The sequence below is a fragment of the Klebsiella pneumoniae subsp. pneumoniae HS11286 genome, from assembly GCF_000240185.1.
GTDB lineage: Bacteria > Pseudomonadota > Gammaproteobacteria > Enterobacterales > Enterobacteriaceae > Klebsiella > Klebsiella pneumoniae.
The window spans coordinates 1,938,493-1,965,491 of record NC_016845.1 but is presented as its reverse complement, the minus strand read 5'-3'; the positions used below and the strand labels follow the sequence as shown (position 1 = coordinate 1,965,491).

The 26,999-nt window shown below is 58.0% G+C and carries 29 protein-coding genes, 1 tRNA gene and 3 other annotated features; of the genes, 20 read left to right on the top strand and 10 right to left on the bottom strand.

Features of this window, described 5'->3' with window-relative positions; genetic code table 11:
• The first annotated feature begins 2 nt into the window (after window positions 1-2).
• The 5 genes from KPHS_18950 (at window position 3) to KPHS_18910 (ending at window position 4,428) form a co-directional block, all read left to right on the top strand.
• Window positions 3-755 carry a gamma-glutamyl-gamma-aminobutyrate hydrolase gene (locus KPHS_18950; RefSeq protein YP_005226195.1) on the top strand — a complete coding sequence of 251 codons (753 nt, stop codon included), beginning with the start codon at window positions 3-5 and terminating at the stop codon, window positions 753-755.
• Between the two features lie 25 nt (window positions 756-780).
• Window positions 781-1,173 carry an HTH-type transcriptional regulator PuuR gene (locus KPHS_18940; RefSeq protein YP_005226194.1) on the top strand — a complete coding sequence of 131 codons (393 nt, stop codon included), beginning with the start codon at window positions 781-783 and terminating at the stop codon, window positions 1,171-1,173.
• Window positions 781-1,337 (top strand) — a sequence feature (potential frameshift: common BLAST hit: gi|336249665|ref|YP_004593375.1| DNA-binding transcriptional repressor PuuR). It overlaps the preceding gene by 393 nt.
• The gene (locus tag KPHS_18930; protein YP_005226193.1) at window positions 1,197-1,337 is read left to right on the top strand and encodes a DNA-binding transcriptional repressor PuuR; all 141 of its coding nucleotides are present in this window, start codon (window positions 1,197-1,199) and stop codon (window positions 1,335-1,337) included. Its footprint overlaps the feature before it by 141 nt.
• Window positions 1,338-1,657: 320 nt before the next feature.
• Window positions 1,658-3,145 (top strand): gamma-glutamyl-gamma-aminobutyraldehyde dehydrogenase, encoded by a 1,488-nt coding sequence (locus KPHS_18920; RefSeq protein YP_005226192.1) that lies wholly within the window; start codon window positions 1,658-1,660, stop codon window positions 3,143-3,145.
• 2 nt (window positions 3,146-3,147) lie between these two features.
• Window positions 3,148-4,428 carry an oxidoreductase gene (locus KPHS_18910; protein YP_005226191.1) on the top strand — a complete coding sequence of 427 codons (1,281 nt, stop codon included), beginning with the start codon at window positions 3,148-3,150 and terminating at the stop codon, window positions 4,426-4,428.
• On the opposite strand, the gene KPHS_18900 is transcribed toward KPHS_18910, so the two are convergent.
• A complete protein-coding gene (locus KPHS_18900; protein YP_005226190.1) occupies window positions 4,425-5,387 on the bottom strand; it encodes a putative LysR-family transcriptional regulator in 963 nt (320 codons plus the stop codon). The genes KPHS_18910 and KPHS_18900 overlap by 4 nt on opposite strands.
• A gap of 82 nt (window positions 5,388-5,469) precedes the next feature.
• Here KPHS_18900 and KPHS_18890 point away from each other — a divergent pair, with 82 nt between their 5' ends.
• From KPHS_18890 to KPHS_18840, 6 genes are all read left to right on the top strand, one after another.
• Complete coding sequence (locus tag KPHS_18890) at window positions 5,470-5,937, top strand: putative tartrate dehydrogenase (RefSeq protein ID YP_005226189.1); 468 nt, start codon at window positions 5,470-5,472, stop codon at window positions 5,935-5,937.
• Window positions 5,470-6,554: a sequence feature (potential frameshift: common BLAST hit: gi|152969571|ref|YP_001334680.1| putative tartrate dehydrogenase), on the top strand. (Overlaps the previous gene by 468 nt.)
• Window positions 5,931-6,554, top strand: a complete 624-nt coding sequence (locus tag KPHS_18880; protein YP_005226188.1) for a putative tartrate dehydrogenase — start codon at window positions 5,931-5,933, stop codon at window positions 6,552-6,554. (Overlaps the previous feature by 624 nt.) Before KPHS_18890 ends, KPHS_18880 begins: the two co-directional genes overlap by 7 nt.
• 504 nt (window positions 6,555-7,058) lie before the next feature.
• The gene (locus tag KPHS_18870) at window positions 7,059-8,666 is read left to right on the top strand and encodes a BCCT family transporter (RefSeq protein YP_005226187.1); all 1,608 of its coding nucleotides are present in this window, start codon (window positions 7,059-7,061) and stop codon (window positions 8,664-8,666) included.
• Window positions 8,667-8,702: 36 nt separating this feature from the next.
• Window positions 8,703-9,827, top strand: a complete 1,125-nt coding sequence (locus tag KPHS_18860; protein ID YP_005226186.1) for a putative di(mono)oxygenase subunit alpha — start codon at window positions 8,703-8,705, stop codon at window positions 9,825-9,827.
• A gap of 18 nt (window positions 9,828-9,845) precedes the next feature.
• Window positions 9,846-11,294, top strand: coding sequence for a putative aldehyde dehydrogenase (locus KPHS_18850; RefSeq protein ID YP_005226185.1), 1,449 nt, complete (start codon window positions 9,846-9,848; stop codon window positions 11,292-11,294).
• Between the two features lie 57 nt (window positions 11,295-11,351).
• The gene (locus tag KPHS_18840; RefSeq protein YP_005226184.1) at window positions 11,352-12,317 is read left to right on the top strand and encodes a putative diogenase subunit beta; all 966 of its coding nucleotides are present in this window, start codon (window positions 11,352-11,354) and stop codon (window positions 12,315-12,317) included.
• Window positions 12,318-12,486: 169 nt separating this feature from the next.
• Here KPHS_18840 and KPHS_18830 read toward each other — a convergent pair whose 3' ends face one another.
• Window positions 12,487-12,675, bottom strand: coding sequence for an iron(III)-transport ATP-binding protein (locus KPHS_18830; RefSeq protein ID YP_005226183.1), 189 nt, complete (start codon window positions 12,673-12,675; stop codon window positions 12,487-12,489).
• Between the two features lie 64 nt (window positions 12,676-12,739).
• On the opposite strand from KPHS_18830, the gene KPHS_18820 reads away from it, so the two are divergent.
• Together KPHS_18820 and KPHS_18810 are read left to right on the top strand one after the other, a co-directional pair.
• On the top strand, window positions 12,740-13,027 hold the full coding sequence (locus KPHS_18820) for a hypothetical protein (protein YP_005226182.1): 288 nt from the start codon (window positions 12,740-12,742) through the stop codon (window positions 13,025-13,027).
• Window positions 12,740-13,626, top strand: a sequence feature (potential frameshift: common BLAST hit: gi|288936234|ref|YP_003440293.1| diguanylate phosphodiesterase). It overlaps the preceding gene by 288 nt.
• Window positions 13,006-13,626, top strand: coding sequence for a diguanylate phosphodiesterase (locus KPHS_18810; RefSeq protein YP_005226181.1), 621 nt, complete (start codon window positions 13,006-13,008; stop codon window positions 13,624-13,626). (Overlaps the previous feature by 621 nt.) The genes KPHS_18820 and KPHS_18810 overlap by 22 nt, the downstream gene beginning before the upstream one ends.
• A 149-nt stretch (window positions 13,627-13,775) precedes the next feature.
• Here KPHS_18810 and KPHS_t00360 read toward each other — a convergent pair.
• Both KPHS_t00360 and KPHS_18800 read right to left on the bottom strand, forming a co-directional pair.
• Window positions 13,776-13,863 (bottom strand) — tRNA-Ser (locus KPHS_t00360).
• A gap of 119 nt (window positions 13,864-13,982) precedes the next feature.
• The gene (locus KPHS_18800) at window positions 13,983-15,584 is read right to left on the bottom strand and encodes a putative extracellular solute-binding protein (protein ID YP_005226180.1); all 1,602 of its coding nucleotides are present in this window, start codon (window positions 15,582-15,584) and stop codon (window positions 13,983-13,985) included.
• Window positions 15,585-15,906: 322 nt separating this feature from the next.
• On the opposite strand from KPHS_18800, the gene KPHS_18790 reads away from it, so the two are divergent.
• Both KPHS_18790 and KPHS_18780 read left to right on the top strand, forming a co-directional pair.
• Window positions 15,907-16,566 (top strand): FtsH protease modulator YccA, encoded by a 660-nt coding sequence (locus KPHS_18790; RefSeq protein ID YP_005226179.1) that lies wholly within the window; start codon window positions 15,907-15,909, stop codon window positions 16,564-16,566.
• An 88-nt stretch (window positions 16,567-16,654) separates the two neighbouring features.
• Entirely contained in the window at window positions 16,655-16,984 is a 330-nt protein-coding gene (locus tag KPHS_18780) for a sulfurtransferase TusE (RefSeq protein ID YP_005226178.1), read from the top strand.
• Here the strand turns inward: KPHS_18780 and KPHS_18770 are convergent.
• Genes KPHS_18770 through KPHS_18750 form a run of 3 tightly spaced genes read right to left on the bottom strand, consistent with a single transcriptional unit; the run spans window position 16,981 to window position 18,671 of the window.
• Window positions 16,981-17,262, bottom strand: coding sequence for an acylphosphatase (locus KPHS_18770; protein ID YP_005226177.1), 282 nt, complete (start codon window positions 17,260-17,262; stop codon window positions 16,981-16,983). The two genes, KPHS_18780 and KPHS_18770, sit on opposite strands and share 4 nt — an antisense overlap.
• A 48-nt stretch (window positions 17,263-17,310) precedes the next feature.
• Window positions 17,311-18,099, bottom strand: coding sequence for an AraC family transcription regulator (locus KPHS_18760; RefSeq protein ID YP_005226176.1), 789 nt, complete (start codon window positions 18,097-18,099; stop codon window positions 17,311-17,313).
• 17 nt (window positions 18,100-18,116) lie between these two features.
• On the bottom strand, window positions 18,117-18,671 hold the full coding sequence (locus KPHS_18750) for a putative outer membrane protein (protein YP_005226175.1): 555 nt from the start codon (window positions 18,669-18,671) through the stop codon (window positions 18,117-18,119).
• A 216-nt stretch (window positions 18,672-18,887) separates the two neighbouring features.
• Between KPHS_18750 and KPHS_18740 the strand changes: the two genes are divergently transcribed.
• Entirely contained in the window at window positions 18,888-20,063 is a 1,176-nt protein-coding gene (locus KPHS_18740; protein ID YP_005226174.1) for a methyltransferase, read from the top strand.
• A 59-nt stretch (window positions 20,064-20,122) separates the two neighbouring features.
• Complete coding sequence (locus tag KPHS_18730) at window positions 20,123-20,440, top strand: putative inner membrane protein (RefSeq protein YP_005226173.1); 318 nt, start codon at window positions 20,123-20,125, stop codon at window positions 20,438-20,440.
• A gap of 29 nt (window positions 20,441-20,469) precedes the next feature.
• Here the strand turns inward: KPHS_18730 and KPHS_18720 are convergent, their stop codons facing one another.
• Window positions 20,470-20,883 (bottom strand): putative CoA-binding protein, encoded by a 414-nt coding sequence (locus tag KPHS_18720; protein YP_005226172.1) that lies wholly within the window; start codon window positions 20,881-20,883, stop codon window positions 20,470-20,472.
• Window positions 20,884-21,022: 139 nt separating this feature from the next.
• On the opposite strand from KPHS_18720, the gene KPHS_18710 reads away from it, so the two are divergent.
• Entirely contained in the window at window positions 21,023-21,496 is a 474-nt protein-coding gene (locus KPHS_18710) for a methylglyoxal synthase (RefSeq protein ID YP_005226171.1), read from the top strand.
• A gap of 11 nt (window positions 21,497-21,507) precedes the next feature.
• On the opposite strand, the gene KPHS_18700 is transcribed toward KPHS_18710, so the two are convergent.
• Window positions 21,508-23,562: a DNA helicase IV gene (locus tag KPHS_18700; protein YP_005226170.1), complete on the bottom strand. Its 2,055-nt coding sequence runs from the start codon at window positions 23,560-23,562 to the stop codon at window positions 21,508-21,510.
• Between the two features lie 401 nt (window positions 23,563-23,963).
• Here KPHS_18700 and KPHS_18690 point away from each other — a divergent pair, with 401 nt between their 5' ends.
• On the top strand, window positions 23,964-24,134 hold the full coding sequence (locus tag KPHS_18690) for a hypothetical protein (RefSeq protein ID YP_005226169.1): 171 nt from the start codon (window positions 23,964-23,966) through the stop codon (window positions 24,132-24,134).
• Window positions 24,135-24,151: 17 nt separating this feature from the next.
• Entirely contained in the window at window positions 24,152-26,287 is a 2,136-nt protein-coding gene (locus KPHS_18680; RefSeq protein ID YP_005226168.1) for a putative PET-family efflux transport protein, read from the top strand.
• 13 nt (window positions 26,288-26,300) lie between these two features.
• On the opposite strand, the gene KPHS_18670 is transcribed toward KPHS_18680, so the two are convergent.
• Window positions 26,301-26,897 (bottom strand): competence activator protein Sxy, encoded by a 597-nt coding sequence (locus KPHS_18670; protein ID YP_005226167.1) that lies wholly within the window; start codon window positions 26,895-26,897, stop codon window positions 26,301-26,303.
• Window positions 26,898-26,999 lie beyond the last annotated feature (102 nt).

The window sequence follows — 26,999 nt, the reverse complement described above, 5'->3', positions numbered from 1 at the left end:
TAATGTACAAGCCAGTTATTGGCGTCGTGATGTGTAGAAACAGGCTTAAGGGTCACCAGACCCAGACCTTGCAAGAAAAGTACCTGAATGCAATTGTTAACGCCGGCGGACTGCCGATTGCCCTGCCGCATGCGCTGGCGGAGCCGGAGCTACTGAACGTGGTCGTTGATAAACTGGACGGGATCTACCTGCCAGGCAGCCCCAGCAACGTGCAGCCGCACCTTTATGGTGAAAACGGCGATGAGCCTGACGCCGACCCCGGGCGTGATCTTCTGAGCATGGCGCTGATTAACGCCGCGCTCGAAAGGCGCATCCCCATTTTCGCCATCTGTCGTGGACTGCAGGAACTGGTTGTCGCCACCGGCGGGACTCTGTATCGTCGTCTGTTCGAGCAGCCTGAGCTCCTTGAACATCGCGAAGATCCTGAACTGCCCGTCGAGCAGCAGTATGCGCCGTCCCATCAGGTTGAGGTTCAGGAAGGAGGATTGCTGTCGCAATTGATACCGGGCTGCAACACGTTTTGGGTAAACTCGCTACATGGGCAAGGGGCAAAAACCCTCAGTCCGCAGCTGCGAGTGGAGGCGCGAGCGCCGGATGGACTGGTGGAAGCGGTCAGCGTGAACGATCATCCTTTCGCGCTGGGCGTACAGTGGCATCCAGAATGGAACAGTAGCGAATACGCCCTGTCGCGTATGTTGTTTGATGGTTTTATCACCGCCTGTCAGGGCCATCATGCTGAAAAGCGGCGGCGCTGACCACTACCGTTAAGGAAATGCAAATATGAGCGATGACGGACTGGCGCCAGGGAAACGTCTGTCAGAGATCCGCCAACAGCTGGGTCTCTCACAGCGTCGTGCCGCCGAACTGTCTGGGTTAACACATAGTGCCATCAGCACCATAGAGCAGGATAAAGTCAGTCCTGCCATCAGTACGCTGCAAAAGCTGCTGAAAGTCTATGGGCTGTCGCTCTCGGAATTCTTTTCTGAACCCGAAAAGCCGGACGAACCCCAGGTGGTCATTAATCAGGATGACCTGATTGAGATGGGAAGTCAGGGCGTTTCCATGAAGCTGGTTCATAACGGAAATCCGAACCGTACGCTGGCGATGATTTTGAAACTTACCAGCCTGGAACCACGACCGGGGAGAGGATTAAGCATCAGGGTGAGGAGATAGGCACCATACTGGAAGGTGAGATCGTGCTGACCATTAACGGTCAGTCGTACCACCTGGTGGCTGGACAGAGCTATGCCATTAATACCGGCATTCCGCACAGCTTCAGCAACACCTCGGCAGGCATCTGCCGCATCATCAGTGCCCACACCCCCACCACATTCTGATTATTTCGCCTGAACGAAGTTCAGGCTTACTTCAGGCCTGTCGCGACGGAAAATCTATTTTCGTCGCGGCGAAGAACTCGTAGTAATAACGTCTGCGCCGTACGGAATATTATTTCCTGTTGGCCCTGAAATAATTAACGCCAGTGAATGGCGACTCGCTCCTGAATAATTCGGGTTGCAAACAACCCGTCAAAAATCAGGAGAATAAAACGGTATTCAACTCCGGGGATACGCTATGCCCTGCGCCCGGCGCAGTGCCCCCGTGCAGCCTGAAAACGCCGCACTGATTAATTTGCCGATAATGTTTTTAAGGAGTCATGATGAATTTTCAGCACCTGGCTTACTGGCAGGAAAAAGCGAAAAACCTGGCCATTGAAACGCGCTTATTTATTAACGGCGAATATTGCGCCGCGGCCGATAATACCACCTTTGAGACTATCGACCCCGCCGCGCAGCAGACATTAGCCCAGGTCGCCCGCGGTAAAAAAGCCGACGTCGAACGGGCGGTGAAAGCCGCGCGCCAGGCTTTTGATAACGGCGACTGGTCGCAGGCCTCCCCCGCACAGCGTAAAGCGATCCTCACTCGCTTTGCTAATCTGATGGAGGCCCATCGTGAAGAGCTGGCGCTGCTGGAAACGCTGGATACCGGCAAGCCGATTCGCCACAGCCTGCGCGACGATATTCCCGGCGCCGCCCGCGCCATTCGCTGGTATGCCGAAGCGCTGGATAAAGTCTATGGCGAAGTGGCCCCCACCGGCAGCAACGAGCTGGCGATGATCGTTCGCGAACCAATTGGCGTGATCGCCGCGGTGGTGCCGTGGAACTTCCCGCTGCTGCTGGCCTACTGGAAACTCGGCCCGGCGCTGGCGGCAGGCAATAGCGTAATCCTCAAACCCTCGGAAAAATCGCCGCTTACCGCCCTGCGTCTGGCCGGGCTGGCGAAAGAGGCCGGCCTGCCGGACGGCGTGTTGAACGTGGTCAGCGGCTTTGGCCACGAGGCCGGGCAGGCGCTGGCCCTGCATCCTGATGTTGAAGTCATCACCTTCACCGGCTCCACCCGCACCGGCAAGCAGCTGCTGAAAGACGCCGGCGACAGCAATATGAAGCGCGTGTGGCTGGAAGCGGGCGGCAAGAGCGCCAACATTGTCTTCGCCGATTGCCCGGATCTGCAACAAGCGGTTCGCGCCACCGCCGGCGGCATCTTCTACAACCAGGGACAGGTGTGCATCGCCGGGACCCGTCTGCTGCTCGAGGAGAGCATCGCTGACGAGTTCCTGGCGCGGCTGAAAGCTGAGGCGCAACACTGGCAGCCGGGCAACCCGCTCGATCCGGACACCACCATGGGCATGCTGATTGACAATACCCATGCCGACAACGTGCATAGCTTTATTCGCGGCGGCGAAAGCCAAAGCACCCTGTTCCTCGACGGACGGAAAAACCCGTGGCCTGCCGCCGTTGGCCCGACCATTTTCGTTGACGTCGACCCGGCATCAACCCTCAGCCGGGAAGAGATCTTCGGCCCGGTGCTGGTGGTGACCCGCTTCAAAAGCGAAGAAGAGGCGCTAAAGCTCGCCAATGACAGCGACTACGGCTTGGGCGCCGCGGTGTGGACCCGCGATCTCTCCCGCGCCCACCGCATGAGCCGCCGCCTGAAGGCCGGCTCGGTCTTCGTCAACAACTATAACGATGGTGATATGACCGTTCCGTTCGGCGGCTACAAGCAGAGCGGCAACGGGCGCGATAAATCGCTGCACGCGCTGGAAAAATTCACCGAACTGAAAACCATCTGGATTGCCCTGGAGTCTTGATCATGACTGAACATACCACTAGCTACTATGCCGCCAGCGCCAACAAGTATGAACCGTTCCCGACGCTGGAGGGATCCATCAACTGTGACGTCTGCGTCGTCGGCGGCGGCTACACCGGCCTCTCGTCTGCCCTGCATCTGGCCGAAATGGGCTACGACGTGGTGGTGCTGGAAGGGGCGCGCATCGGCTTCGGCGCCAGCGGCCGCAACGGCGGTCAGCTGGTCAACTCCTATAGCCGCGATATCGACGTCATTGAAAAGAACTACGGCCCGGATGCGGCAAAAATGCTCGGCAGCATGATGTTCGAAGGCGGCGATATCATCCGCGAACGCATCCAGCGGTATCAGATCCAGTGCGATTACCGCCCGGGCGGCCTGTTCGTGGCGATGAACCATAAACAGCTGGAAACCCTGGAAGAGCAGAAAGCCAACTGGGAGCGCTACGGCAACACCCAGCTGGAGCTGCTGGACAGAGAGGCCATTCGTCGCGAAGTGGACAGCGACCGCTACGTCGGCGCCCTGCTCGACCACAGCGGCGGCCATATTCACCCGCTGAACCTTGCCATCGGCGAAGCGGATGCCATTCGCCTGAACGGCGGCCGGGTGTATGAGCAGTCGCCGGTCACCCGCATCCAGCACACCAGCCCGGCGGTGGTCAGCACCGCGCGCGGCCAGGTCACCGCGCGCTACGTGATCGTCGCCGGCAACGCCTATCTCGGCGATAAACTGGAGCCGGAGCTGGCGAAACGCAGCATGCCGTGCGGCACCCAGGTGGTCACTACCGCTCCGCTGTCGGAAGAGGTCGCCCGCTCGCTGATCCCGAAAAACTACTGTGTGGAAGACTGTAACTACCTGCTGGACTACTACCGTCTGACCGGCGACAACCGTCTGCTGTACGGCGGCGGCGTGGTCTACGGCGCGCGCGATCCGGACGACGTGGAGCGGCTGATTATGCCGAAACTGCTGAAAACCTTCCCGCAGCTGCAGGGGGTGAAGATTGACTACCGCTGGACGGGCAACTTCCTGCTAACCCTGTCGCGGATGCCGCAGTTCGGGCGTCTCGATAACAATATTTACTACATGCAGGGCTACAGCGGCCACGGCGTGACCTGTACCCACCTTGCCGGACGCTTGATTTCAGAGCTGCTGCGCGGCGACGCCGAGCGTTTCGACGCCTTCGCCAAACTGCCGCACTACCCGTTCCCGGGCGGCCGCAGCCTGCGCATTCCTTTTACCGCCATGGGCGCCGCCTACTACAGCCTGCGCGACCGCCTTGGGGTTTAATCGCCTCTGCCGACGGCGCTGGCCGTCGGCTCATGCTGCGGATAGTGCAGCTGAAAGTAGTGGCGCAGAAACTCCACGGTGGTGCGGATTTTGGCCGACGTCGCCAGCCGGGAGACGTAAACCGCCCAGACGTTGGCCGGCTGCCAGTAGTCCGGCAGCACCTGCACCAGATGTCCGCTGGCGATATTCTCCCGGACGTCCCACCACGAACGGAGCGCAATCCCCTGCCCGTCCAGACACCACTGATGCACAATTTCACCATGGTTGGAGGAGAGCGGCCCGGTTACCTTGATGGCGTGCTGGCCCTCTTTGCTATGCAATTGCCAGACGCCGAACGGATGATCGCGCTCTTTAATCACCAGGCAGGGTAACGCGGCCAGATCGCTCAGCTGTTTCGGCGGCGCATGGCGGGCAAGGAACTGCGGCGAGGCGCAGAGTACGCGGTGATTGGCCGCCAGCTGGCGGGCAATCAGATTCGGTGCGATATCGTCGCCGACGCGAATATCGAGATCCACCCCTTCATTGACTAAATCCACCAGCCGGTCCTGGACATCGAAACGCAGCTCCAGCTGCGGGTACTGGAGAGCCAGCGCCGACAGCGCCGGGGCGACAACCCGACGGCCAAAGCCGAAGCTACTGATAATACGCAGCGTTCCCTGCGGCACCTGGCGCACGTCGGAAAGCTCATCCATCATCTCATCGACATCCTGCAAAATGCGCTGCGCCCATTCATAGATCCGCTCCCCCTCTTCGGTAATGGTGACCCGACGGGTGGTCCGGTGCAGCAACATCACATTCAGGGTTTGCTCCAGCAGCGAAACCCGCTTGCTGACGAACGCCGGCGATACGCCAAGCTCCTCGGCGGCGGCGGCGAACCCGGCCCGGCGAGCGACCAGCATAAAGACGCGTAAATCATTTAGCAGCGGCAGATTATTCATGATCTGTGTTTTATGTTTCACCAGTTAGCGTGATTAATTATGAACCAGTCAATTATAGGATAGGCAGGTGGTCAAACATCATCGTTAAAAAGTGAGAACCGGAATGAAAAAAACCTGTCGTATTGCCGCCATCCCGGGTGACGGAATTGGCAAAGAAGTTCTGCCTGAAGGGATTCGCGTGCTGCAAGCCGCCGCACAGCGTTGGGATCTGTCGCTGAGCTTCGAGCAGATGGAGTGGGCAAGCTGCGAATATTACGCCCATTATGGCAAGATGATGCCGGACGACTGGCGCGAGCAGCTGCAGGGCTTCGATGCTATCTACTTCGGCGCCGTCGGCTGGCCGGATACCGTTCCCGACCACATTTCGCTGTGGGGGTCGCTGCTGAAGTTCCGCCGCGAGTTCGATCAATACGTCAACCTGCGCCCGGTGCGCCTGTTCCCCGGCGTCCCCTGCCCGCTGGCGGGTAAAAGGCCGGCGATATTGATTTTTACGTGGTGCGCGAAAATACCGAAGGCGAATATTCCGCCCTTGGCGGCCGCGCCAATGAAGGCACCGAGCATGAAGTGGTGATTCAGGAGTCGGTCTTTACCCGCCGCGGCGTGGACCGGATCCTGCGCTACGCCTTCGAACTGGCGAAAAGCCGCCCACGCAAAACGCTGACCTCCGCAACCAAATCCAACGGTCTGGCGATCAGCATGCCCTACTGGGATGAGCGGGTGGAAGAGATGGCCAAAAACTATCCCGAAATTCGCTGGGACAAGCAGCATATCGATATCCTGTGTGCCCGCTTCGTGCTGCAGCCGGAGCGTTTTGACGTGGTGGTCGGCTCCAACCTGTTCGGCGATATTCTCTCCGATCTCGGCCCGGCCTGTACCGGCACTATCGGCATTGCGCCGTCGGCCAATCTCAATCCGGAGCGCAATTTCCCGTCGCTGTTCGAACCGGTTCACGGGTCGGCGCCGGATATTTACGGTAAAAATATCGCCAACCCGATCGCCACCGTTTGGGCCGGGGCGATGATGCTCGATTTCCTCGGCAACGGCGATGAGCGCTACCACACCGCTCACGATGGCATTCTGGCGGCGATTGAGCAGACGATCGCCTGCGGACCGAAAACTCCGGACATGAAAGGCAGTGCCTCAACGCAGCAGGTTAGCGAGGCTATCTGCAAGGCCATTTTGGCGTAATTACCCCGCCGCTCCCCGGTGGCGCTGCGCTTACCGGGGCTACAATCGCACGATAATGTAGTGTGTAGGCCGGGTAAGGCACAGCCGCCACCCGGCAAAAAAAACGGCACAGCAAGTAGCCCGGGTAAGGCGCAGCCGCTACCCGGCAAAAAACGGCACAGCAAGTAGCCCGGGTAAGGCGCAGCCGCTACCCGGGAAAACCCGCGCGCCTGGTCCGCCAACGCCCCTCTCTTTTCGCTATGCAGAATCCCCCACGATTGACAAGTGAACCGCATCACAGCGGTGAACTTTATTAATTCCTGAAAGGACAGAACCTGCGCCAATTCACCTTTTATTATTTCCGTTTCGTGTTTTATTGCTTCACGAAACGGCCAATTGTTTAATTCATGTAACGAAGAAATAATCCAATTGTTAATAGCATCTTGCTACGAACCCTGACCCTACAGCGTGATAACAACGACAGGCTAAAGCCACCGACGGGCAATCATGCCCAGGAGATCACTCATGTTGAGCAACGTAAAGAAAAAAGATGTGCCGCTGATTGCCATCAGCCTGGCGGCCATTGTTTTCATCGCCGCTACATTAAGTCTCTTCCCCCAGCAAACCGCGCAGGCGGCTGATTCGATTTTTAACGGCGTGACCCGCCTGCTGGGTTCCACGGTACAGGTACTGGTGCTGCTGGCGCTGGGACTGGTGTTGTATCTGGCCACCAGCAAATACGGCAATATCCGTCTCGGCGAAGGTAAAGTCGAATACAGTACCCTCTCATGGCTGTTTATGTTTATCTGCGCCGGTCTCGGCTCCTCCACGCTGTACTGGGGCGTTGCCGAATGGGCTTATTACTACCAGACCCCGGGCCTTAACATTGCCCCGCAATCGCCGAAAGCGCTGGAATACAGCATCCCTTACTCTTTCTTCCACTGGGGCGTAAGCGCCTGGGCAACCTATACCCTCGCCTCGCTGATCATGGCCTATCACTTCCACGTGCGGAAAAATAAAGGCCTCAGCCTCTCCGGGATCGTTTCGGCGATCACCGGCGTTAATCCGCAAGGTTTCTGGGGCCGTCTGGTCGATCTGATGTTCCTGATCGCTACCGTCGGCGCGTTAACCATTTCGCTGGTAGTCACCGCCGCCACCTTCACCCGCGGCCTGTCAGCGCTGACCGGACTGCCGGATAACTTCACCATGCAGGCATTTGTGATCCTGCTCTCCGGCGGTATTTTCTGCATGAGTTCGTGGATTGGCATCAACAACGGCCTGCAGCGCCTGAGCAAAATGGTCGGCTGGGGGGCGTTTCTGCTGCCGTTGGTGGTATTACTGGTTGGCCCGACCGAATTCATCACCAATAACATCATTAACGCCGTCGGCCTGACGACCCAAAACTTCCTGCAGATGAGCCTGTTTACCGACCCGCTCGGCGACGGCGCCTTTACCCGCAACTGGACCGTCTTCTACTGGCTGTGGTGGATCTCCTACACCCCAGGCGTGGCGATGTTCGTCACCCGCGTCTCCCGCGGGCGCAAAATCAAAGAGGTGATCTGGGGACTGCTCCTCGGTAGCACCGCCGGCTGCTGGTTTTTCTTCGGGGTGATGGAAAGCTACGCCATGCACCAGTTCGTTAACGGCGTGATTAACGTACCACAGGTGATGCAGACTCTCGGCGGCGAAACCGCCGTCCAGCAGGTCCTGATGTCGCTGCCGGCAGGTAAGCTGTTCCTCGCCGCCTATCTGTTCGTGATGATTGTTTTCCTCGCCTCGCACATGGATGCGGTGGCCTACACCATGGCGGCGACCAGTACCCGCAACCTGCGCGAAGGCGACGATCCGGATCGCGGCATGCGCCTGTTCTGGTGCGTGGTGATCACCCTCATCCCGCTGTCGATTCTGTTTACCGGCGCTTCGCTTGAGACCATGAAAACTACCGTGGTGCTGACCGCCCTACCGTTCCTGGCCATTTTACTGATTAAAACCGGCGGCTTCGTGCGCTGGTTAAAACAGGACTACGCCCACGTTCCGGTCCATCAGATAGAAACCCATACCCCCGAGCCCATTATTAAAGCCGAGACGCTGCCGGTTGGCGCGGTACTCAAAGGCGACGGCCAGTCGCTGTAAAACCTCTTACTGACAATAATCACAAGGAGACCCTACATGAGCAATTTGAGCCCTGACTTCACCCTGCCGATTAACTTTTGCGCTAATCCGCAGGATGCCTGGACCATTCCGGCCCGTTTTTATACCGACAGCCAGGCGTTTGAGCACGAGAAAGAGCGCATCTTCGCCAATAGCTGGATTTGCGTCGCCCACGGCAGCGAGGTCGCCCGGCCGAACGATTACATTACCCGGGAGATCATCGGCGAAAATATCGTTATAGTCCGCGGCCGCGACAACATTCTGCGCGCCTTCTATAACGTCTGCCCACACCGCGGCCACCAGCTACTGAGCGGCGAGGGCAAAGCCAAAAACGTGATTACCTGCCCCTATCACGCCTGGGCCTTCAAGCTGGACGGCAATCTCGCCCACGCCCGCAACTGCGAAAACGTGGCGAATTTCGATAGCGAAAAGGCAACGCTAGTGCCGGTTCGCCTGGAAGAGTATGCCGGCTTTGTGTTTATCAATATGAATCCGGAAGCGGAGAGTGTGGAAACGCAGCTACCGGGGCTGCAGGACAAAGTGCTGGAAGCCTGTCCGGACGTGCATGATCTGAAACTGGCGGCGCGCTTTACCACCCTCACCCCGGCGAACTGGAAAAATATCGTCGATAACTATCTGGAATGTTACCACTGCGGTCCGGCGCACCCGGGCTTCTCGGATTCCGTCCAGGTTGACCGCTACTGGCACACCATGCACGGCAAATGGACGCTGCAGTATGGCTTCGCCAAACCGTCCGAGCAGTCGTTTAAATTCGAAGAGGGTACCGACGCCGCGTTTCACGGTTTCTGGCTGTGGCCGTGCACCATGTTCAACGTCACGCCGATCAAGGGCATGATGACCGTTATCTATGAATTCCCGGTGGATGAAGAGACCACTCTGCAGAATTACGACATCTATTTCACCAACGAAGAGCTGACTGACGATCAGAAAGCGCTGATTGAGTGGTATCGCGACGTGTTCCGCCCGGAAGATTTACGCCTGGTGGAAAGCGTGCAGAAGGGGCTGAAGTCCCGCGGCTATCGCGGCCAGGGGCGCATTATGGCGGATAACAGCGGCAGCGGTATCTCCGAGCACGGGATCGCGCATTTCCACAATCTGGTCGCCCAGGTGTTCCAGCCGTAATCGTTGAAGGAGCTTGCTATGTCTGTGTTTCACTCAGATCTGTTTCGCCAGCAGGCGCTGATTGCCGGAAGCTGGCGCGACGCCGCCGACGGCACGACGCTTGCCGTCAGCAATCCTTCCACCGGCGCGACGCTCGGCCAGATCCCCAATATGGGGCGTGCGGAAGCGCAACAGGCAGTGGATGCCGCCGCGGCCGCGCTGCCGAACTGGCGCGCGTTCACCGCCGCCCAGCGCGCCGCGCTATTGAAAAACTGGCACCGCCTGATCCTCGAAAACAAGACCGCGCTGGCGCAGATCATGACCGCCGAGCAGGGCAAGCCGCTGGCGGAAGCGGAAGGCGAAATCGCCTATGCCGCCTCGTTTATCGAGTGGTTTGCCGAACAAGGGAAACGCGCCAACGGCGAGATAATCCCCTCCCCCGGCGCCGATAAACGCCTGATGGTGATCCGCCAGGGGGTAGGCGTCTGCGCGGCGATCACCCCGTGGAACTTCCCGGCGGCGATGATCACCCGGAAGGCCGGCCCGGCGCTGGCCGCGGGTTGTACGATGGTGATTAAGCCGGCTAACGAAACGCCGTTTACCGCGCTGGCGATGGCGGAGCTGGCGAATCAGGCCGGGATCCCGCAGGGCGTCATTAACGTCGTTACCGGCCAGTCGCGAGAAATTGGCGCGGTGTTCACCGGCGATGAGCGGGTGCGTAAGCTCTCCTTTACCGGTTCGACCGAAGTTGGCCGCGTGCTGATGCGCCAGTGCGCGGAATCCATCAAAAAGCTCTCCTTAGAGCTCGGCGGTAACGCGCCGTTTATCGTCTTTGACGACGCCGATATCGATAAAGCGGTCGAGGGCGCGCTGATCGCCAAGTTCCGCAACGCCGGACAAACCTGCGTCTGCGTCAACCGCTTCTATATTCATCGCGCCATCTACGACCAATTCTGCGATAAATTCGTCGCTCGCGTCGCCGCCCTGAAAGTGGGCGATGGCAGCGAGTCCGATGTACAGATTGGCCCGCTGATCAACGCCGACGCCGGGCGCAAAGTGCAGTCCCTGCTCGACGACGCCCTGAGCCGCGGCGCCACGCTGTTAACTGGCGGTAAAGCGCATCCGCTGGGCGGTAATTTCTTCACCCCTACGGTGATCGGCGACGTACAGCCGGGGTCATTGCTGCTGCAGGAAGAGATTTTCGGCCCGGTGGCCGCTTTGGTGAAATTTGACGATGAGCAGCAGGTCATCGAGCAGGCGAATAACACCATCTACGGCCTCGCCTCCTATTTTTACAGCAACGATGCCGCCCGTATCTGGCGCGTCTCCGAGCAGCTGGAATACGGCATGGTCGGTATCAATACCGGGCTGATTTCCAACGAAGTCGCACCGTTTGGCGGGGTAAAGCAGTCCGGTCTTGGCCGCGAAGGGTCGGAACACGGAATCGAAGATTACCTGGAGATGAAGTATCTCTGCCAGGGGTTGTAAATGTGCTCTCCCGGCGATGGCGCTAGCCACGCCGGGATTTTTTGATGGAGTTCAGCGATGTCTGATTATCAAATGTTTGAGGCGGTCGTTCGCGATGTTGAACAGATCACCCCTCTTGTGAAGCGTTTTACGCTGGTGTCGCCGACCGGCGCCCCGCTGCCGGCATTCAGCGGCGGCAGCCATATTATCGTCCAGATGCAGGATGGCGAGCAGCGCTACAGTAACGCCTATTCGCTAATGAGCTCGCCGCTGGATACCACCAGCTGGCAGATTGCGGTGCGTCTTGAGTCGCCTTCCAAAGGCGGCTCGCGTTTTATGCACCAGCGGGTGCGCCCGGGCGATACCCTGACGGTGTCCACGCCCAACAATCTGTTCGCCATCGAACCACAGGCGCGAAAACATCTGCTGATCGCCGGCGGCATCGGCATTACGCCATTCTTATCGCATATTCCGGAACTGGAACAGCGGCAGGCCGACTGGCAGCTGCATTACTGTTTTCACGACGCCGACAGTAATGCTTTCGCCGATGCGCTCAGCGCAGCGCCGTGGCGCGATCGGGTCAATGTTCATGTATCAGCGCTCGGCAGCCGTCTCGACCTACCGCGCCTGTTCGCCGACCTCGAGCCAGGAACCCACGTGTATACCTGCGGCCCAGCGGCGCTTAACGAGGCGGTGAAAGCCGCCGCCGAACGCCATCAGGTGCCCGCCAGCCAGCTGCACTTTGAGCAGTTTATCCTTGAGGATAAAAGCGGAGAGGCATTTACCCTGGTGCTGGCGCGTTCCGGACGCGAATTTACCGTGCCGCAGGATATGACCATTTTGCAGGTGATCGAGAATAACAAAGCGGCGAAGGTCGAATGCCTGTGCCGAGAAGGGGTGTGCGGCACCTGCGAAACGATGATTCTGGAGGGGGAAGCCGACCACCGCGATCAGTATTACAGCGAGGAAGAGAAAGCCAGCCAGCAGAGTATGCTGATCTGCTGCTCGCGCGCCAAAGGCGGCCGGTTAGTGCTGGATTTGTAAAGCGCACACCGGCAAAACGGCGGTGAGATGGACTGACCCCGCGGAATTGTTCCAACGTACTACCACTCCATGGCGACGAGGTCAGTGGCGCGGATACTATCGGCTTCATCCTCCGCCTGATTAGCTTTCTGTGCGGCACCGGCGATAGCCGGCGCCGCCTGCTCAGGGATTAGCCGCTAAATACCCGCGCCTTGCCGCTGACCGTCAGTCGCACCATCGCGCCGGGCTGCCACGCGGCCTGGCTGACGGTGCGATCGCCAAGAAACAACGCCGTCTCTTCATCCACCGGCTGCGAGTGATTGCCTTTTCCCTGGCGCTGATGGTATTTCTTGCTGGCGTGTTCGTCATTAACTGGCAACCGGGTCCTGACACTTAGCCCTGAGTCTTTGCCTGATGACCCTCTGTTACTGCTCCCGGCCAGAATGATGGTCAATAAGCGGCCGGTGCTGATCTATCAGACGCGCTTAGCGCCGATCAGGGTGATTGTCACGATCAGCGACATCCATCTGCGCGATGCGCTATATAGCGATACCGATGACAACGGGCTGGCACTCTGGGTGCAGAACCAAATGATTGCCAGATATGGCGATGTTAAGCCGCTGGCTGCGGACCCACACCAGGAGGTATTTACCTCGCCCGCTGGCAAAACAGCACGACGCCAGCGCGCTCGCCCGCGGAATTTATTCCGTTGGCCGAACGTACCGGCTTAATTATTCCCCTAACCCGCAGCCTGATGGCGCAGGTCAACGCGCAGATGAGACCACTCTTTAGTAAACTACCGGATGGGTTTCATATTGGCCTGAATATCAGCGTGTCACATATTAACGCGCCGACGTTTATCGATGACTGCCTGCACTATCAGCGCGGCTTTGAGGGTAAAGCGGTGAAGCTGATGCTGGAGATCACGGAGCAGGAGCCGCTGTTGCTCAACGGGGCGGTTGTGGACAAGCTCAATACGTTACACTCCCGCGGGTTTTCCATCGCGCTGGACGACTTTGGCACCGGCTATTCCGGGCTTTCCTGTCTCCACGAGCTGATTTTCGACTATATCAAAATCGATCAGAGTTTTGTCGGCCGGGTAACCGGGGAGGCGCCGGCAAGCAAGCTGCTGGACTGCGTGATAGAGATGGCGCGGACGCTGTCACTGCGCATCATTGCCGAGGGCGTCGAAACCGAGGCCCAACGGGATTATCTTAATCGCCAGAATATTCATCTGCTGCAGGGCTACTATTTCTGGAAGCCAATGCCCTACGTCGCGCTGGTCATGCTCCTGCTGAGCAAACCGAAGGCGCGGATTGTCGAAGAATAAGCGGGCGTTGTGAAAATTCCTGCCATGCGACGGGCTATGTATCCGTCAGCGCTGTGGGAATGAAAACGTCGTCGGTCGCTGTCCGGGTCATGCACGACCGACCGGACAAAGCAAGAAGGGGTTACCTTTCGGTAACCCCTTCTTTTATATGGCGGAAGCGCAGAGATTCGAACTCTGGAACCCTTTCGGGTCGCCGGTTTTCAAGACCGGTGCCTTCAACCGCTCGGCCACACTTCCGGTGTGAGGCGCACTATAAACACCTCGGCGGATGCTGTAAAGCATCATTTTGATCAACCGCCTTAAAAACAAACAATTTTGTGTTATTCGTCTGAATTTCAGGCAGTTTGCACAGAAAATCAACGCCCATCGCCGCTGGCGGATGGGTGTTTTTTAATGTACATGTCTTTGGTGTAGTAATACCCCAGCTTATCCGGCGTGAAGCCCCCTACCCAAGGTTTCACCAGATGGGTACGTACATAGTGATAGACCGGAATGGCGGGAACATCCTGCGCCAGCAGATCTTCCGCCTGCTGATAGTATTTGCCCCGGGTCGCCACGTCGGAGGCTTTCGCCGCATTGCGCAGGGCCTCATCGTAAGCAGGGTTGCTGTACTGACTGGTGTTCTCGCTATCCCCGGTACGGAAAGTATTGAGGAAGGTGGCGGCATCGTCGTAGTCGGCAATCCACGCGTAGCGGACGGCGTCGAAGTTATGCGTATGCATGGTATCCAGCATCGTCTTCCACTCCTGGTTCTGTAGCTTCGCCTCGACGCCGAGGTTTTTCTTCCACATAGAGCTGGCGGCAATGGCGATACGCTGGTGCGACTCAGAGGTGTTATAGAGCAGGGTAAAGACCAGCGGATGGCTTTCATCATACCCCGCCTGCGCCAGCAGTTTTTTCGCCTCGGCAATCCGTTTCTCACGCGGCCAGCTGGCGTAGTCCGGGTTATGCAGCGTCACGCCGCCGATATCCGGCTGACCGATCAGCCAGGCCGGGCGCTGGCCCTGGCCAAGCACTTTTCCGGCAATGATATCTTTATCAAGCGCCATATTCAGCGCGCGACGCACACGGGCGTCGTTAAACGGCGGCCGGGTAGTATTGAATTCGTAGTAATAGGTCGCCAGCTGCGGCGAAACGTCCAGCTGGTCGCCCATGGTTTTCTGCAACTGCGCAAACTGATTGATCGGCACCGTATAGACAATATCAATCTCCCCTGCTTTGTAGCGGTTGACATCGGCGGCCTCCGAAGAGATTGGCAGGTAAGTCACTTTATTAATAACGGTATGCGCATTATCCCAGTACTTTGCATTACGTTCAGCCACCAGCCGCTCATTCACCACCCATTGGGACAGCTTATACGGGCCGCTGGTGACGATATGCTCTGGTCGGGTCCATTTATCGGCATACCGCTCCACCAGCACTTTGTCGATCGGTACCAGCGAAGGGTGCGCCAGCATCGCCAGGAAGGCGGCATTCGGCTGGGTCAGAGTGACCTGTAGCGTGGTGTCGTTCAGCGCTTTCACCCCCAACGTCTCGGGTCCCTTTTGCCCGAGGGCAATCTCGCGGGCGTTGGCGATATGCATATTGCCAGGGTAGCTCGCGTAGGGGGAGGCTGTTGCCGGCGAGACCAGTCGTTGCCAGCTCCAGACGATATCCTGCGCTGTAATGGCCGTGCTGTCGGACCAGGTCAGACCGGGGCGTAAATGAAAGGTCCATAACAGGTTGTCTTTGTTTTCCCAGCGTTCCGCCAGTCGCGGCTGGATCGCTCCCGCTGGCGACACGTTAACCAGCCCTTCAAAGAGATCGCTAATGATATTGAATTCAACATCGCTCTCGACTTTATGCGGATCGAGTGACGCCGGTTCACTGCCGTTATTTCTGACCAGCTCCTGCTTTTCCGCCAGCTGGGTGCCCGGCGGCACCTGCGCCGCCAGCGCCCCGCCGCTCATAGCCAGCATACTGACAGCCAGGAGTGTTCGGGTGATGTGATTTTTTTTGTGTAATGTCATTTCCCTTTGCCTTTGACGTACGGGGTAATCCCCCTCTTCCACACTTAGTCGCAGAACTGCAATAAGGCAATATTTTTCAGTGACCTATAAGATTTCGATCGGCTCAGCGACGCGAAAAGCGAAAATATATCGCTTTTCCCTATCTATATAGAATTTTATGCCAGGCAAAAAGCGGTAAAAAACTAAGTAAAGATGGGTAAAAGCATTAGGGCTTCACGCTTGTTTTTCTTATTCTTTATCCCTAATTACATCTGTCATAAGAGAGTGACTCATGGATCGCATAATTACATCATCGCGTGACCGTTCCTCGCTGCTCAGCACGCACAAGGTTCTGCGTAACACCTACTTCCTGCTCAGCCTGACGCTGGCGTTTTCCGCTATCACCGCCACCGCCAGCACAGTGCTGATGCTACCTTCGCCGGGTCTCATTTTGACCCTCGTGGGGATGTACGGTCTGATGTTCCTGACCTACAAAACGGCGAATAAACCCACCGGGATTATTTCCGCCTTCGCCTTCACCGGGTTCCTCGGCTATATCCTTGGGCCGATGCTGAACGCGTATCTTTCTGCCGGCATGGGCGATTTAATCGGCCTGGCGCTGGGCGGCACGGCGCTGGTCTTCTTCTGCTGCTCGGCCTATGTGCTGACGACGCGTAAAGACATGTCATTCCTTGGCGGGATGCTGATGGCCGGCGTGGTGGTCGTCCTGATTGGTATGGTCGCTAACCTGTTCCTGCAGCTGCCGGCGCTGCACCTGGCGATTAGCGCGGTGTTCATCCTGATCTCTTCGGGCGCCATCCTGTTCGAGACCAGCAACATTATCCGCGGCGGTGAAACCAACTATATCCGCGCGACGGTCAGTCTGTATGTCTCGCTGTACAACATCTTTGTCAGCCTGCTGAGCATCCTGGGCTTCGCCAGCCGGGACTAACCGCTTCCCTGCTTAACAGAGGCCTCGCTTATGCGGGGCCTTTTTTTTTGCTACACTGCGGCCAGTTTCAGGCGGTATGTGAAAAATCATGTTTATTTTTGAAGGCAACGAAATTGAAACGGATAGCGAAGGCTATCTGAAAGATACCACCCAGTGGAGCGAGGCGATGGCGGAAGTCATTGCCGCGCAGGAAGGGATAACGCTCGCCGTTGAACACTGGGAAGTAGTGCGCTTTGTGCGCGAGTTTTACCTTGAATTTAACACCTCTCCGGCGATCCGTATGCTGGTCAAGGCGATGGCCAACAAGTTTGGCGAAGAGAAAGGCAACAGCCGCTATCTCTATCGCCTGTTCCCGAAAGGACCCGCCAAACAGGCGACCAAAATCGCCGGCTTGCCGAAGCCGGTGAAGTGCATCTAATAGAGGATCGCGAATTTGTCCCAGCTGCGGGTGGGTTGATGGGGCTCGGTTAACACTCGGTCAACCCGCGCGCTGCGCGGCCCCCCGGCTTTCAGCCAGGCGATGAGTTTTTCCACCTGCTCCGCCTCGCCGCAGGCAAGCACTTCCACCCCGCCGTCATCCAGATTACGGGCATAACCGGTCACCCCCAGCTGCAGCGCTTCCCGCTGCGTGGAATAGCGAAATCCCACGCCCTGAACCGAACCGTAAACCCATGCCATTGTGCAGATACTGGCCATAATCATCTCCTTTTCGCTCACGCTATACGCTGAGGATAGCAAATTCGCTCAGCGTACATGCTTCGGCAGTAAACCATAATGCTGACGGAAGCGCGCGGTAAAGCGCGATCCCGACTGATATCCGCTGTTCTGCGCAATTTCGCCTATTGGCCGCGAGGTGGTCTGCAGCTGCCCCAGGGCGTGGGCCATCCGCACCTCCTCGACGATCTGGCGAAAACTCTGCGATTCCTGCTGCAGCCGACGGCGCAGCGTGGACTCGCCGAGAAAGAGCATTTTCGCCACCCGCGACACGCTCCATGCCTGCGCCGGCGACAGCATAATCAGCTGCCGCACCTGCGCCGACAGATCCTGCTGCCGCTCGACGAGCAGCGGGCCCGCATAGCCAGCCTCATACAGGGCCAGCAGCAGTCCCATGGTCTGGTGCTGCTGCAGCGCGACGGACAATCCCTCCCGCACCGCCTGCAGAACGCTTTGCCACATAAACGCCAGCTCTGTCGTCACCGGTGCGCAGAGCGAGGTCAGGCGCCCTGGCGGTGGTTCGCTGAGATAACGAGTCTTAAACCTCGTCAGCAACTCGGGCGTCAGCGATAGCAGATCGGAGCAAAAGAGGCCATTCTCCGGCTGGTTAATCACCTCCAGTTCCACGTCAGCTGGCAAAACAATCAGCTGTTGCGGAGTCGCCAGCACCCGGCTCTCCCCTTGCACAATCACTTTGCTGCCGCGTTTCACCCGACAGAGCGCCGGGGAGAACAGCCGCACGCGATGCAGTCTGCATAGCCGTCGGGTGGTGATCTCCGCCGCGGTTAAGGCGTTATGCTGAAAGTGGATACTCTCCATCAGACCAACCTTTTATTTTAACGCCCGGCCATCGCCGTCAACTGTGCGCTGGCGAGAGCATGGCTATGTAACAGATAGCCGACCAGCGCCCCGCTGGCCCCGGCATCCACCGGCAGCGTGGGGACATCCAGCGCCCATACCGTAAAGCGATAGCGGTGCGGTTTATCTCCCGCCGGCGGACAGGCGCCGCCGAAGCCGGCATAGCCAAAATCGTTGCGGCCCTGGACCGCTCCGCCCGGCAGTGTAGCGCTGTTTTTATCTCCCGCGCCAGCGGGCAGCGAAAAGACGCTGCTGGCGATATTGACCACCGTCCAGTGCCACCAGCCGCTGCCGGTAGGCGCATCGGGATCCTGGACGGTGACCGCGAAGCTGCGCGTGCCCGCCGGGGCGTTTTTCCATGCCAGCTGCGGAGAGACATTGCCTCCGGTACAGCCGAAACCGGCAAACCAGTGCTGCTGGGCCAGCGGCTGCCCGTCACGCATATCATTGCTGCTTACGCTAAACGGCGCGGCCATCGCGCCGCTGCTCACAGCCGCTACCATCGCCACAGCCATGCGGATACCTGTTTTCATCGTCTGCTCCTCGTTGGGGTGAGAAAACAGGGTATGAGAGTCCGCACCAGCTGAATGTGCCGAAGCGCCTGCATTTTGTGCCGAAACGCTCACCTGTGCCTGCCGGGCGAAAGATGCTTGCGTGCGCCAGGTGTGCTAATCTACGCGCCATTTTCGGTGCCGACATTCCCGTTGCTTAAAGGTAGCCCCATGACAGATTCCCTATTCCCCCGCTTAGTGTTAGCCAAAGGACGCGAGAAATCCCTGCTGCGTCGCCATCCGTGGATATTCTCCGGCGGCGTCGCCCGCATGGAAGGTAAAGCCCGCAGCGGTGAAACCATCGATATCGTTGACCATCAGGGAAAATGGCTGGCCCGCGGCGCTTACTCGCCGTCGTCGCAGATCCGCGCCCGCGTGTGGACCTTCGACCGCAATGAAGCCATCGATAGCGCCTTCTTTGAACGCCGTCTGCAGCAGGCGCAAACCTGGCGTGCCTGGCTGGCCGAGCGCGATGGCCTCGACAGCTACCGCCTGATCGCCGGCGAGTCCGATGGCCTGCCGGGCGTCACTATCGACCGCTTTGGCAACTTTTTCGTGCTGCAGCTGCTCAGCGCAGGCGCCGAATACCAGCGCGCCGCCATCATCAGCGCCCTGCAGAACCTGTTCCCGGACTGCGCCATTTACGATCGCAGCGATGTCGCCGTGCGTAAAAAAGAGGGACTGGAGCTGGCCCAGGGGCCGGTGGTGGGCGAACTGCCCCCGGCGCTGCTGCCGATCACCGAGCACGGCATGAAGCTGTTGGTCGATATCCAGGGCGGGCACAAGACCGGCTACTACCTCGACCAGCGCGACAGCCGCCTGGCCACCCGCCGCTATGTCGCGGATAAACGGGTGCTGAACTGCTTCTCCTACACCGGCGGCTTTGCGGTGTCGGCGCTGATGGGCGGCTGCCGCCAGGTCACCAGCGTGGATACCTCTCAGGAGGCGCTCGACGTTGCCCGCCAGAACGTGGAGATCAACGGACTGGATCTGTCCAAAGCGGAGTTTGTGCGCGACGACGTGTTCAAACTGCTGCGTAAATACCGCGATCAGGGAGAGAAATTCGACGTGATCGTGATGGATCCGCCGAAGTTCGTGGAAAATAAAAGCCAGCTGATGGGCGCCTGCCGCGGCTATAAAGATATCAATATGCTGGCGATCCAGCTGCTGAACCCCGGCGGCGTGCTGCTGACATTCTCCTGCTCCGGGCTGATGACCACCGATTTATTTCAGAAAATCATCGCCGATGCCGCAATTGATGCCGGGCGTGATGTACAATTTATAGAACAGTTCCGTCAGGCTGCCGACCACCCGGTGATCGCAACCTACCCGGAAGGGCTGTATCTGAAGGGGTTTGCCTGTCGCGTCATGTAACTTGAAAAACGAAACATGAGCCTCATATAGGGAGTATTCATGTTTCCCAGGAGGTGCCTATGATAGCCAGCAAATTCGGTATCGGCCAACAGGTCCGCCATACGCTCTTGGGCTACCTGGGCGTCATCGTCGATGTCGATCCCGAGTATTCGCTCGCGGAGCCGGAAGAGGATGAAATTGCCGCCAATGACGAACTGCGCGCGGCGCCCTGGTACCATGTGGTGATGGAAGATGATGATGGCCAGCCGATTCACACCTATCTGGCAGAAGCGCAGCTGAGCAGCGAAACCCGCGACGAACACCCGGAACAGCCGTCCCTTGACGAACTGGCCAAAACGATTCGTCAGCAGCTGCAGGCTCCGCGCCTTCGCAACTAAAACAAAACCCCGCCAGGCGGGGTTTTTTGTTATTTTGCTAATCCCAGTCGCGGTAGCTCAATGGCCGGGCAACGATCCATCACCACGTTCAATCCGGCTTCCCTGGCCAGCACCGCAGCCTGCTCATTGATCACCCCCAGCTGCAGCCATAGCGTTTTCGCGCCGATGGCTATCGCCTCCTGCGCTACACCCCACGCCGCTTCTGAATTACGGAAGACATCAACCATGTCGACCTTTTCCGGAACGTCGGCGAGCGTCGCATACCCCTGTTGTCCCAGCAGCGTCTTGCCCGCCACCTTCGGCGAAACCGGGATAACGTGATACCCCTGATCCAGCAGATACTTCATGACCCGGTAGCTCGGACGGTCAGGCTTGTCGCTGGCTCCGACCAGCGCAATCGTCCGTGTCGAGGTCAGGATGCCAGCAATATCATTCTCTTTCATGGTTTCCTCCTGCTATTTCACTTAAGTGTATGCTAATCCGCAGCAGGGGGCCATCCAGCCTAACCCACAGATTCAGCAAAATTTTCATCCCCGATGCTTGCAGCGACAGCCACATTCAGTAATCTGTTTGCAGGTCAAAATGTGGAATGAAAATATGGAACTGACAACACGTACCCTGCCTGCGCAAAAACATATCGCGCTGGTGGCTCACGATCACTGCAAAGATATGCTGATGAAATGGGTTGCTCGCCATCAGGCGCTGCTGGCGCAACATATTTTGTATGCTACCGGCACTACCGGTAATCTCGTCTCCCGGGCTACCGGCCTGGAGGTTAATGCCATGCTGAGCGGTCCGATGGGCGGCGACCAGCAGGTGGGTGCCCTCATTTCAGAAGGCAAAATCGACGTGCTGATCTTCTTCTGGGATCCGCTGAACGCCGTTCCCCACGACCCGGATGTCAAAGCGTTGCTGCGCCTGGCCACCGTCTGGAACATTCCGGTCGCCACTAACGTCTCCACCGCTGACTTTATTATCCAGTCGCCGCACTTCGGTCAACCGCTCGATATTCTGATCCCGGATTATCCACGCTATCTTGCCGAGCGCCTGAAATAATCGAGCCGCGATTACGGCTTCCTGGCCACGGGCACATCCAGCGCCTGCAGGATCTCGACAAACGGCGAAGGTTGCGCCTTGTTAAATAACAGCCATACCCGGTGACGAGCGCGGGTGAGCGCCACGTACAACAGTCTACGCTCCTCCGCATCCGGAAAATCTTCCGGCTGCGGCAGGAGCGCCTGCTCCATAATCGACTCGCGCGCCGGGGCCGGAAACGCATCCTCCCCATCCTGTAGTCCCAACACAATGACAAAGTCAGCCTGCTGACCTTTGCTGGCATGAATCGTCATAAAATCAAGCTGCAGGTGCGGCCAGCGCGTCGCCGCTTTGTTGAGCGCCTCAGGCTTCAGATGGTGATAACGGGCAAGCAGCAGGATGCGCTGCTCGGGCTTAACGTAACCGCTCAGCTTATCCAGAAGATCGTCCAGCTTGTCGTCGGCTAACAGCGTGACGGCCTTTTTATCACCTGCCATAAGGCTGTTCAGCGGTTTGCTTAACTGATGCGGATTTTGCTGGATAAAGCCATTGGCTATTTCGCCGATACGCCCGTTAAAGCGATAGGTGGTATCCAGCGCACAGCAATCCCCTTCGCCAAAGTAGTGGTTGAATGCGGTGGTCAGAGAAAGCTGCGCCCCGCTGAACCGATAGATCGCCTGCCAGTCATCCCCGACGGCAAAGAGCGTGGTTTGGCTATTCTGCCGGCGTAACGCGGCCAACAGCGAGGCTCGCTGCGGCGAAATATCTTGAAATTCATCCACCAGAATGTGTTTCCATGGGCTGACGAAGCGGCCTTTATCGAGAATATTGACCGCCTGATGGATCAGGCCGGAAAAATCGACCGCATTCTCGGCCTTGAGCGCCGCTTTCCAGTCTTTCATCAGAGGCGACATCAGCTTCACCCGTTTACTGAACAGGTCGCGTACCGCTTCCGGCGCCCCGGCAATCATCTCCGCCTGGGAGCCGCCGTGCATGCGCATCAGGCTCACCCAGCGGTCAAGCCGGCTGGCCATCCGCCGCTGCACCTTTTTGTCCTGCCAGAAGTCCCCCTCCGGCAGTTGCCAGCCCATCTCTTCTTCCAGCCACAGGCGCCAACCTTTCGCCTGCGCTTTTTTCTCCTGGCACTGCTTTTGCCAGCTTTTCAGCAGCAATGCGTGGCGGGCCGCAGTATCGCTTTCCAGCTTACTGATAGTGGGCACTTTTTTGCTGCCCTGCTGAATAATATGCAACGCCAGCGAATGGAAAGTACGCGCGGTAATATCATCTGATGCCAGACGCTCGCGGATCCGCTCATCCATTTCCTGCGCCGCCTGGCGGCCGAATGCCAGCAGCAAAATTTGATCTGCCGCGGCTTCTCCCCGCGCCAGCAGCCAGCCCGCTCGCGCCACCAGTACCGAGGTTTTACCGCTGCCCGCTCCCGCCAGCACCAGCAGGGAGCGCTCGCCGTTCACTACCGCACGCGCTTGTGACGCATTGAGCGGGGACGACTCAACGCTATCAAAAAATTCGCGATATTGCTCCAGCATCGCCTCGGTAAAGGCCTGGTTATGGGCCAGACGCGTCGCTTCAATATCGCCTAACCAGCGCTGACACTCCCGCCACAGCTCCCGGCAGTTATCAAAGGCATCAAGCCGACTGGTGGGCATCGGCAAACCAGTCAACGCATGGCGTATATTATCCTGAACATCCGCCACCTGCTGACGGGTTAGCCACTTGCCTTCTGCGCGAGTGTGCTCGATCGTCGCCAGCTGCTGCTTCAGCACGCCGGCGGCGATATCGCTCATCTCCGTGCTCCACTGCTGCCAGAGCGTATGTAAATGATGATAAAAGCGCTGCGTTTCGCTCCACTCGGTACCGTGCAAACGCACGACTTTCGCGTCCGGTAGCACAAACTCCAGTTCGCCCCAGACCAGACCGCGCTTACAATGCACTGACAATAACTGATTGAAAGGTATAAGATACTCATGACGATCGCCGGAAACTTTTACCCCGGCGTTCAGTAGCTGCACCCGATCATAAGGGTGCTGAGCCATGCGTTTGCCCAATGTTGTCGCTTTAAGTTCCATATAATGTCGATTTTCAATCAGGGTGGATTGTTTTTCAGTTTAACCGCCCCGGACCAGGTGCTCCAGCGCAAAAAAACGTTACAATCATCAGGTCTTATTATCCACCGGGCAAAACCGAGGCTTTATGCGTACCATTCTGAATATTTTGAACTTTATCCTTGGCGGTTTCGCCACCACTCTAGGCTGGCTACTCGCCACCCTGGTCAGCATCATTCTGATCGTCACGCTGCCGCTGACTCGTTCCTGCTGGGAAATCACTCGCCTTTCGTTATTTCCCTACGGTAACGAGGCGATTCATGTTGACGAGCTCGAGCCGGGGCGCAAAAACGGTCTACTGAACGCCGGCGGTACCGTTCTGAACATTCTGTGGTTCATTTTTTTTCGGCTGGTGGCTCTGCCTGATGCACATTTTCAGCGGTATAGCTCAGTGCCTGACTATCATAGGCATCCCGGTGGGGATCGCGAATTTCAAAATCGCCGCCATCGCCCTCTGGCCGGTGGGTCGCCGGGTCGTTTCTGTGGAAACCGCGCGTGCTGCGCGTGAAGCCAATGCGCGTCGTCGCTTTCAGTAACAGAACGGAACACGGACATGATTAGCCCCCTGCTACGCCGCTACACCTGGAACAGCGCCTGGCTTTATAACGTACGAATTTTTATCGCGCTCTGCGGCACAACGCTGTTTCCCTGGTGGATCGGCGAAGTCAAACTGACCATCCCCCTCACCCTCGGCGTCGTGGCTGCGGCTCTGACCGACCTTGACGACCGTCTGGCTGGCCGTCTGCGTAATCTTGCCATTACTCTGGTTTGCTTTTTTATCGCCTCCGCCTCCGTGGAGCTGCTGTTTCCGTGGCCGCCGCTGTTTGCCCTTGGTTTAACCGTGTCTACCATCGGCTTTATTTTGCTTGGCGGCCTCGGTCAGCGCTATGCGACCATTGCCTTCGGCGCCCTGCTTATCGCCATCTACACCATGCTCGGCGTCACGCTGTACGATCATTGGTATCTGCAGCCGTTGTTCCTGCTGGCGGGGGCAGTGTGGTACAACCTGCTGACGCTGTCCGGGCACCTGATCTTTCCGATTCGTCCATTGCAGGACAACCTGGCGCGTAGCTATGAGCAGCTGGCCCGCTATCTTGAGCTCAAATCCCGGCTGTTTGATCCTGACCTTGAGGATGAGAGCCAGGCGCCGCTGTACGATCTGGCGCTCGCTAATGGCCAGCTGGTAGCTACGCTTAACCAAACCAAGGTCTCGCTGCTAACCCGACTGCGAGGCGATCGGGGCCAGCGCGGCACCCGCCGCACCCTGCAGTACTACTTTGTGGCCCAGGATATTCATGAACGCGCCAGCTCATCGCATATTCAGTATCAAACCCTACGCGATCAATTTCGCTATAGCGATGTGATGTTCCGTTTCCAGCGAATGCTTTCGATGCAGGCGCAGGCCTGCCAGAAACTGTCGCGGGCGATTCTGTTACGCGAACCCTATCAGCATGATGCCCATTTTGAACGGGCGTTCATGCATCTCGATGCGGCACTTGAGCGCGTGCGCGCCGGCGGCGCATCCGACGAGCAGCTCAACGCCCTAGGGTATTTACTGAATAACCTGCGCGCTATCGATGCTCAGCTGGCCACCATTGAATCGGTGCAAACCACCGCGCCTGCCGGGAGTAATACCGAGACGCTGCTGGCCGACGACAGACTTGGCGGTCTGAGCGATATCTGGCTGCGCCTGCAGCGCAATATGTCGCCAGAGTCGGCCCTTTTCCGCCACGCAGTACGTATGTCGTTGGTGCTCTGCGCCGGCTATGCCTTTATCCAGTTTACCGGGCTCCAGCATGGCTACTGGATCCTGCTAACCAGCCTGTTCGTCTGTCAGCCGAACTATAACGCCACCCGCCATCGCCTGGCGCTAAGGATTATCGGCACGCTGGTTGGGGTGGCGATCGGCCTGCCGGTCCTGCTGCTGGTTCCCTCTGTTGAAGGGCAACTGCTGTTGATCGTCCTGACCGGCGTGCTGTTTTTTGCCTTCCGTAACGTGCAGTACGCCCATGCCACGATGTTTATTACGCTGCTGGTGCTGCTGTGCTTTAACCTGCTTGGCGAGGGCTTTGAAGTCGCGCTGCCGCGTATCATTGATACGCTGATCGGCTGCGCCATCGCCTGGGCAGCGGTCAGCTTCATCTGGCCGGACTGGAAATTCCGCAACCTGCCGCGGGTGCTGGACCGGGCAATGAACGCGAACTGCCGCTATCTGGACGCGATTCTGGAGCAGTATCATCAGGGCCGCGACAACCGGCTGGCCTACCGTGTCGCGCGTCGTGACGCCTACAACCGTGATGCTGAGCTGGCCTCCGTCGTCTCGAACTTATCGACTGAACCACGCGCGGATGCCACCCAGCGAGAAACCGCCTTTCGTCTGCTATGCCTCAACCACACGTTCACCAGCTATATCTCCGCTCTTGGCGCGCATCGGGAAAAACTGTCCACGCCGGAAATCCTCGCCCTGCTGGATGATGCAGTCTGTTATGTGGATGATGCCTTGCATCATACCCCCGCGGATGAACAGCGGGTGCAACAGGCTTTGAACAGCCTGCAAAGCCGGATCCATCATCTGGAACCGCGCGCGGACAGTAAGGAACCCTTGGTCTTACAGCAGATTGGCCTGCTGCTGGCGCTGCTGCCTGAAATCTGCCGCCTGCAGCAACGGGTCCACGCCCAAACCGAATAACAAGGCTTTTCCGCTACCGGGTAGCCGCCCATTCGAGAAGCTCCTGACGCCGTGGCGTCGGGAGCGCGGCGGCATGTACCCCGGCAATCGCCCCCTCCAGCGCCAGCAATACGCTCAGCGATAAAGAAGCATTATTTACGCGTAGCCTCAGCCATGCCTCCTGCGCACCAACTTCCCGCAACGTCCTAACGTCCGGTATGCCCGCGTGAATCAGCTGCAATTCCATATGAAAGCTGATATTGGGTAAATCCTTCAGGCGGCCCGACGCCCGTCGGTAGTTCTTTTCGCGCTGCGCACTCTGCCACGACAGTAGCGATAGCCGAAAAAGCTGCTGCTCATCGCGCCATAAAGTGTCGTCAATTTGATAATACTTCAGCGGCACTATGCGGCCGTGTCGGCGCAGCGTTAACAGAGGATTACGATGTTCCACCCGATAAGCAGCGCTCTGCTCGCAGGCCTTCAGATAAATGTTCCCCTCGGCCACCATCGCAAACACCGTATCATCAATAGCCAGGCTGTAGCCGCCAAAGAGCGGACGAGTATGCAGTTGACCCAGCGGTGAGACGCAGGCCTGAAATTGCGGGAGCCGCGGACAAACTAGTTTTCTCATGATCATTCCTTTGTTAATCATGTAATTAAACTTAAGTTGTTAACGGATCCGCTAAGAGAAAACATAAGGGACTTCCCGGGCAGCAGCAAGATGATTTTCGCC

What these genes read in the sequence shown, in the direction of transcription:
- KPHS_18670 (YP_005226167.1), bottom strand. Translation starts at nt 26,897, where the DNA reads ATGAGAAAACTAGTTTGTCCGCGGCTCCCGCAATTTCAGGCCTGCGTC.
- KPHS_18690 (YP_005226169.1), top strand. Translation starts at nt 23,964, where the DNA reads ATGCACATTTTCAGCGGTATAGCTCAGTGCCTGACTATCATAGGCATC.
- KPHS_18950 (YP_005226195.1), top strand. Translation starts at nt 3, where the DNA reads ATGTACAAGCCAGTTATTGGCGTCGTGATGTGTAGAAACAGGCTTAAG.
- KPHS_18890 (YP_005226189.1), top strand. Translation starts at nt 5,470, where the DNA reads ATGAAAAAAACCTGTCGTATTGCCGCCATCCCGGGTGACGGAATTGGC.
- KPHS_18850 (YP_005226185.1), top strand. Translation starts at nt 9,846, where the DNA reads ATGTCTGTGTTTCACTCAGATCTGTTTCGCCAGCAGGCGCTGATTGCC.
- KPHS_18840 (YP_005226184.1), top strand. Translation starts at nt 11,352, where the DNA reads ATGTCTGATTATCAAATGTTTGAGGCGGTCGTTCGCGATGTTGAACAG.
- KPHS_18700 (YP_005226170.1), bottom strand. Translation starts at nt 23,562, where the DNA reads ATGGAACTTAAAGCGACAACATTGGGCAAACGCATGGCTCAGCACCCT.
- KPHS_18820 (YP_005226182.1), top strand. Translation starts at nt 12,740, where the DNA reads ATGATGGTCAATAAGCGGCCGGTGCTGATCTATCAGACGCGCTTAGCG.
- KPHS_18910 (YP_005226191.1), top strand. Translation starts at nt 3,148, where the DNA reads ATGACTGAACATACCACTAGCTACTATGCCGCCAGCGCCAACAAGTAT.
- KPHS_18780 (YP_005226178.1), top strand. Translation starts at nt 16,655, where the DNA reads ATGTTTATTTTTGAAGGCAACGAAATTGAAACGGATAGCGAAGGCTAT.
- KPHS_18860 (YP_005226186.1), top strand. Translation starts at nt 8,703, where the DNA reads ATGAGCAATTTGAGCCCTGACTTCACCCTGCCGATTAACTTTTGCGCT.
- KPHS_18720 (YP_005226172.1), bottom strand. Translation starts at nt 20,883, where the DNA reads ATGAAAGAGAATGATATTGCTGGCATCCTGACCTCGACACGGACGATT.
- KPHS_18940 (YP_005226194.1), top strand. Translation starts at nt 781, where the DNA reads ATGAGCGATGACGGACTGGCGCCAGGGAAACGTCTGTCAGAGATCCGC.
- KPHS_18750 (YP_005226175.1), bottom strand. Translation starts at nt 18,671, where the DNA reads ATGAAAACAGGTATCCGCATGGCTGTGGCGATGGTAGCGGCTGTGAGC.
- KPHS_18920 (YP_005226192.1), top strand. Translation starts at nt 1,658, where the DNA reads ATGAATTTTCAGCACCTGGCTTACTGGCAGGAAAAAGCGAAAAACCTG.
- KPHS_18710 (YP_005226171.1), top strand. Translation starts at nt 21,023, where the DNA reads ATGTGGAATGAAAATATGGAACTGACAACACGTACCCTGCCTGCGCAA.
- KPHS_18790 (YP_005226179.1), top strand. Translation starts at nt 15,907, where the DNA reads ATGGATCGCATAATTACATCATCGCGTGACCGTTCCTCGCTGCTCAGC.
- KPHS_18760 (YP_005226176.1), bottom strand. Translation starts at nt 18,099, where the DNA reads ATGGAGAGTATCCACTTTCAGCATAACGCCTTAACCGCGGCGGAGATC.
- KPHS_18680 (YP_005226168.1), top strand. Translation starts at nt 24,152, where the DNA reads ATGATTAGCCCCCTGCTACGCCGCTACACCTGGAACAGCGCCTGGCTT.
- KPHS_18870 (YP_005226187.1), top strand. Translation starts at nt 7,059, where the DNA reads ATGTTGAGCAACGTAAAGAAAAAAGATGTGCCGCTGATTGCCATCAGC.
- KPHS_18730 (YP_005226173.1), top strand. Translation starts at nt 20,123, where the DNA reads ATGATAGCCAGCAAATTCGGTATCGGCCAACAGGTCCGCCATACGCTC.
- KPHS_18770 (YP_005226177.1), bottom strand. Translation starts at nt 17,262, where the DNA reads ATGGCCAGTATCTGCACAATGGCATGGGTTTACGGTTCGGTTCAGGGC.
- KPHS_18800 (YP_005226180.1), bottom strand. Translation starts at nt 15,584, where the DNA reads ATGCTGGCTATGAGCGGCGGGGCGCTGGCGGCGCAGGTGCCGCCGGGC.